The sequence below is a fragment of the Petrocella sp. FN5 genome (assembly GCF_029210395.1).
Taxonomy (GTDB): domain Bacteria; phylum Bacillota; class Clostridia; order Lachnospirales; family Vallitaleaceae; genus Petrocella.
This window is the reverse complement of the sequence record NZ_JARGDP010000117.1, coordinates 1-4,569: the sequence shown is the minus strand read 5'-3', so window position 1 is coordinate 4,569 and position 4,569 is coordinate 1. Positions and strand designations below refer to the sequence as shown.

Annotated in this window: 5 protein-coding genes; all 5 read right to left on the bottom strand. The window is 33.6% G+C overall.

Features of this window, described 5'->3' with window-relative positions; translation table 11 throughout:
• Window positions 1–202: Fic family protein (locus P0N36_RS14600; RefSeq protein WP_442957196.1), on the bottom strand; the 202-nt coding region annotated here is incomplete at its 3' end.
• A gap of 287 nt (window positions 203–489) precedes the next feature.
• Entirely contained in the window at window positions 490–1,335 is an 846-nt protein-coding gene (locus P0N36_RS14595; protein WP_275843603.1) for a KilA-N domain-containing protein, read from the bottom strand.
• A gap of 311 nt (window positions 1,336–1,646) precedes the next feature.
• Entirely contained in the window at window positions 1,647–2,675 is a 1,029-nt protein-coding gene (locus P0N36_RS14590; RefSeq protein WP_275843602.1) for a virulence RhuM family protein, read from the bottom strand.
• A gap of 372 nt (window positions 2,676–3,047) precedes the next feature.
• Window positions 3,048–3,959, bottom strand: coding sequence for a nucleotidyl transferase AbiEii/AbiGii toxin family protein (locus P0N36_RS14585; RefSeq protein WP_275843600.1), 912 nt, complete (start codon window positions 3,957–3,959; stop codon window positions 3,048–3,050).
• Window positions 3,943–4,560, bottom strand: coding sequence for a DUF6088 family protein (locus P0N36_RS14580; RefSeq protein WP_275843599.1), 618 nt, complete (start codon window positions 4,558–4,560; stop codon window positions 3,943–3,945). The genes P0N36_RS14585 and P0N36_RS14580 overlap by 17 nt, the downstream gene beginning before the upstream one ends.
• Window positions 4,561–4,569: the final 9 nt, after the last annotated feature.

The window sequence follows — 4,569 nt, the reverse complement described above, 5'->3', positions numbered from 1 at the left end:
TATTAATACTAACGTACTTCTGATTCTTAGATTTTGGTACATCAGGTTTTGTCATTTTCAGCATACCATTTTCTATTAATGGATTTATATAATTTTGTATCATCCCATAAATTGTCGTTATACCCAAAAATTTTGCAATTTCTTTTCTAGACTTAGGTTCCTTGCAATATTTTAACAAAGCTACTAACTGAATAGTAGTCAAGTCATTCTTTTGAATTATAAATTAAAGAAAATCTAATAAAAACAGGCATTCGAAAGCGAGTGAAAGCGGTCGAATGCCTGGAATGTTTATGTGATTGCTTTTCTATTACTAAAATCCAATTTATGTGCTAACATTTGTTCTTACACCTGATACATACCAAAATTAGCCTAAATCCTTTATTTACAATGCTTTAAAAGGCAAATCGTCTCTACTTGCCTTAAGTAGATCATAATGATGGTTTCCGGGCCTGACATTTCCTTGGCGGTAAGCAAGTGATTGGCCCAGCCTCATTTCTTTTCCAATTTCTTGATTTCGCTTGTCCCAATCTCTTCTATTGCCTTTAACTGACTTCTTGCCAATTGATGCAACAATTGCACTCTTTCAGCTTGTGACTTATTTTGTTCAATCAAAATTGCATTATAGCTCTCCATATTTGCCAAAACCAGCAATTGATTCAAAGTAGCATAGTCCCTTATATTTCCTTTCATTTTAGTATTTTCTTCACGCCACTGTTTTGCAGTTATTCCAAATAGCGCTACATTAAGCAGATCTTCTTCGCTAGCATAGGTCATAGAAATTTGATATGCTGTCAATTCGGGTGGCAACAAATTTTCTTTTATTGCATCTGTATGAATTCTATCGTTCAACTTTGAGATTTCACGGTTCAAATTCCAACCTAGTGAAAATCTGCTGCTTTCATCAGTTTTCAGTCTCTTATAATCTTTTATTATGTAGAGTTTAAATTCTGCTGAAATCCAAGATGCAAATTCAAGCGCTATGTCAGAATGGGCAAATGTACCACCATATCGTCCCGATTTAGAAATTATGCCTTTTGCATTTACAGCTGTTATCCATTTTGTGGGTGACATTGTAAATGCATTCAGTCCCGCTTCTTTTCTAAACCCGTCGAATTCGACGGGTTTGAAATCTTGATTATGTAAGCTTTCCCATAATCCTAAAAACTCAATAGTATCACGGTTACGCATCCAATTCTTAATAACATCATTCGGCTCGTTGCTTTTATATCTAGCTATATCTGTAAGCGAAATGTATTCATTATGAAAATCTTCACTGTAAATTGAAATGTCTATTCCTTTAGCATGGATGGTTTCTTTAATCGACTTTTTCGACATCCCTAATCCTCCTACATTGTCGTAGAAATTTCTTGCTCTGTTATTTATTATATCGCATACGCAAACAAAGAACAAGTGTTCGCTTTTGCCGTTTGCCTTTTTAACGTATTTAATCGTTTTAATCGTTTGTGTGAATCATTTTGTTTACAAACGTAAACCCTTGAAAACCGCCTTACCTGGTCGGTCTCAAGGGTTTTTTCTATTTTTTATTCAGCAGATAGACCGTCTCAACATGCCATGAGTAGACAAAAATGATGTCATTGGAACCTAATTATTCCTTGGTGAAAACAATCTTTTTCATTCATTTTTTTCTAATCGTCTTTTTCAAACTCTAGGGCTGAAAATCTATCAAAATCACTTTCATAAAGCCTGTCCTGAACAATACGATATTTTTCAAACTCGGTTTCTGCATGAAGTTTCGCTTCTTCAGCACTAATTTTACCAGCCCCAAACAATAAATCATTACCATTGAACTCTAAAAAACCATCAAGACGCTTTGCCCAATCCTCCATGCTCATAGGGATTCTTCGCTCTACCTGTAATTCTGCATAATCAAGGTATAGCGAAACAATTCTCTCCAAGTAGGATATTTCATTGTCATTTAAATAATTCTTTGCGATTGCAACATCGGATTTAACAATTTTTCCGTCCGGTGCAGTTTCCCAAGTCGTCAATCCCATGTGTTCTTTTTCTGCATTCGCTCGTTCTACAATCAATTCAGCAGCAGTATGCCTGTGAACCGCCCAATGCATTTTGTTTTGTACTGTTTGGAAAAATAGCCTTGTAGTCTTTGAATTCTTATCATAATCAAAAGATGTCGCATACAGATCTGTAATTTTTTGATAAAACTTGCGTTCGGAGAGTCGTATTTCTCGTATGCTTTGCAGTTGACGCTCAAAATACTCATCTGTAAACATATGGCCTTTTTTCAGCCGATCTTTATCCATCGTCCATCCTTGAATTGTGTAATCCTTGACGATTTGACCCGCCCATTTCCGGAAACGAACAGCACGGTCGTTGTTTATTTTAAAACCTACAGCAATAATTGCCTGTAGATTATAGTGTTTCGTATTGTACTGTTTTCCATCTGCGGCAGTTATTAAGTATTTCTTAATAACTGCATTCTCATCAAGTTCTAAGTCAGTGAAAATTGTTTTCAAATGTTGATTAATCGCTGGTACTGAGACGTCATATAATGCTGCCATCATCTTTTGGGTCAGCCAAATATTTTCATTTTCATAACGCATTTCCAAGCTTTCATCGCTGTCTCCAACCGCTGCAATATAGGTTAAATATTCTGCAGCCGATGAATGTATTGTTACCTCACTCCTATTTTTCATCGCGTTATCCCTCACTTTGTTTGCAAATAATTGCATTATGTAAAACTTTACTAGTCTTATATTCTGCTGACATACATTTAAAACTATAAAATTTAGGTGATTATCTATCTTCTTTATTATATCTCATTCACTTTTAAAGAACAAGCGTTCGTTTTTTCTTGTGATTTATTTATACAAAAAACCACCAAATGTCATCACAACACCTAGTGGCTTCTAATAACTCTATTTACTTACCTCTATCTCTTTTCGAGCTTCACTACGCACTCCACATGTGAGGACGCCAGGTCGCAGATAAATTTAACACTGGTAAATCATGGTTTCAATTCTATATTCTATTAGCCAAGACATATATCCAGTATCATTGATATCGTATTAGAAGATATTTATTAAGCTAATTTTCTTAAGTGTATTAATTGCTTCCTCATATGACGTATTATCATAAAGCAGATTCTTTGTGATAATTCTATAGTCCCTCTTATAAAAATCTTCCTGAATAATTCTATCTAGTATATCCTTAATTTTATGATTTCCAATGATTGATAAACTCTTGATATTTCCTTCCCTTTCTTTACGAACTTGTGGAATAAGTTCCTTAAGATTCTCTAAATCTCCGATCTTACTATACAACATATGTACATCATAGATATGCCTTGAATGTTCTTCTGCTTTATCTTCTAGATAATAATCGCATATTGCATAAATTTTATCAATGAATGTACGTCTTATATCTTGAACAAGAACCCCAAAACTGTAAAGCCCATATAGCTCACTAATTGCTTCTTTTCCATAATCATTCAGATATTTCCCTATTAGAGATTCTATACACAATTCTACAACTGGAAAAGATATCGTCAATACCGAGTTCTCGATAATAATGTGGTCACGAACTAGACTAGTATCCTCGTAAAACCCGAATCCAATATCGAAACGTTGAAATTTTCTACCCGACTTAAAATCTTCTTCATTTTCATGGTCAAAACCCAAAGCATTAATAGCTTCTTTAATGCCCTTATTGGCACTCTTAATTCTTCTTTGAGTTATGTTTTCATCACCTGTGACATGATAGGATAAATCAATATCTTCGGAAAAACGATTTATTGCATCATAACACTTCGAAAGAGACGTACCTCCTTTGAAAATGAACTCCGGATAGAACTCCTTAAGTGTTAGTAAAATCAATGTTACAAAATAATCCTTTATAATAATCGATCGATGTATGTTTAGTCCTTCTGAAACTTCAGTAACAATATCATCAAACATAATTTTATCAAGATGTAAATTCATTTATCAGCCCGCTTTCCACAAGTTTTTTGAATACACTTTTGGGATAATTGATTAACACTTCATCTAGTTCACGTCTTGAAATATTATCATTTTGTATATATTCCCTAATTCTTTTTATTTGATTAGCATCAATTGATTTTAATAAACGTAAAGCTTCAAGAATTTCAACCGTCCTAACATTTCTATTGTCAATCTTTACCCTTGAACTACGAAGAATTACTTTTTGTTTACCCAATATAACTTCACGTTTTCTATTTTTTTCAACATTGGTCATTACTTCAACTACATTAGGAACTTGCGTTGTCAATCGTAATTTATTCAGCAACTTCAGACCAGTATATATTCCGATAACATTTGAATCTCGTTCCAAATACTTAACATTAATAACTTTCGAAGGTTTTAACTTAGATTCACCGAAAATCGTTTCACTCGGAATATAATATAGACCTCTAGAAAATCGTTTAATACCACCTACTTTTGCAAGAAGTGACATGGATTTTCTTACCGATACTTCGCTGTAATCAAATCTGTTCTTTAAGTCTTCAATAAGTATTGGATCGTTTGGTTTGTAAATTCCACTTAATGTATTTAATGTAATCATCTTACGTCA

Excerpts from the sequence above, each read along its gene's own strand:
- P0N36_RS14590 (WP_275843602.1), bottom strand. The coding sequence starts at position 2,675 with ATGAAAAATAGGAGTGAGGTAACAATACATTCATCGGCTGCAGAATAT.
- P0N36_RS14585 (WP_275843600.1), bottom strand. The coding sequence starts at position 3,959 with ATGAATTTACATCTTGATAAAATTATGTTTGATGATATTGTTACTGAA.
- P0N36_RS14595 (WP_275843603.1), bottom strand. The coding sequence starts at position 1,335 with ATGTCGAAAAAGTCGATTAAAGAAACCATCCATGCTAAAGGAATAGAC.
- P0N36_RS14580 (WP_275843599.1), bottom strand. The coding sequence starts at position 4,560 with ATGATTACATTAAATACATTAAGTGGAATTTACAAACCAAACGATCCA.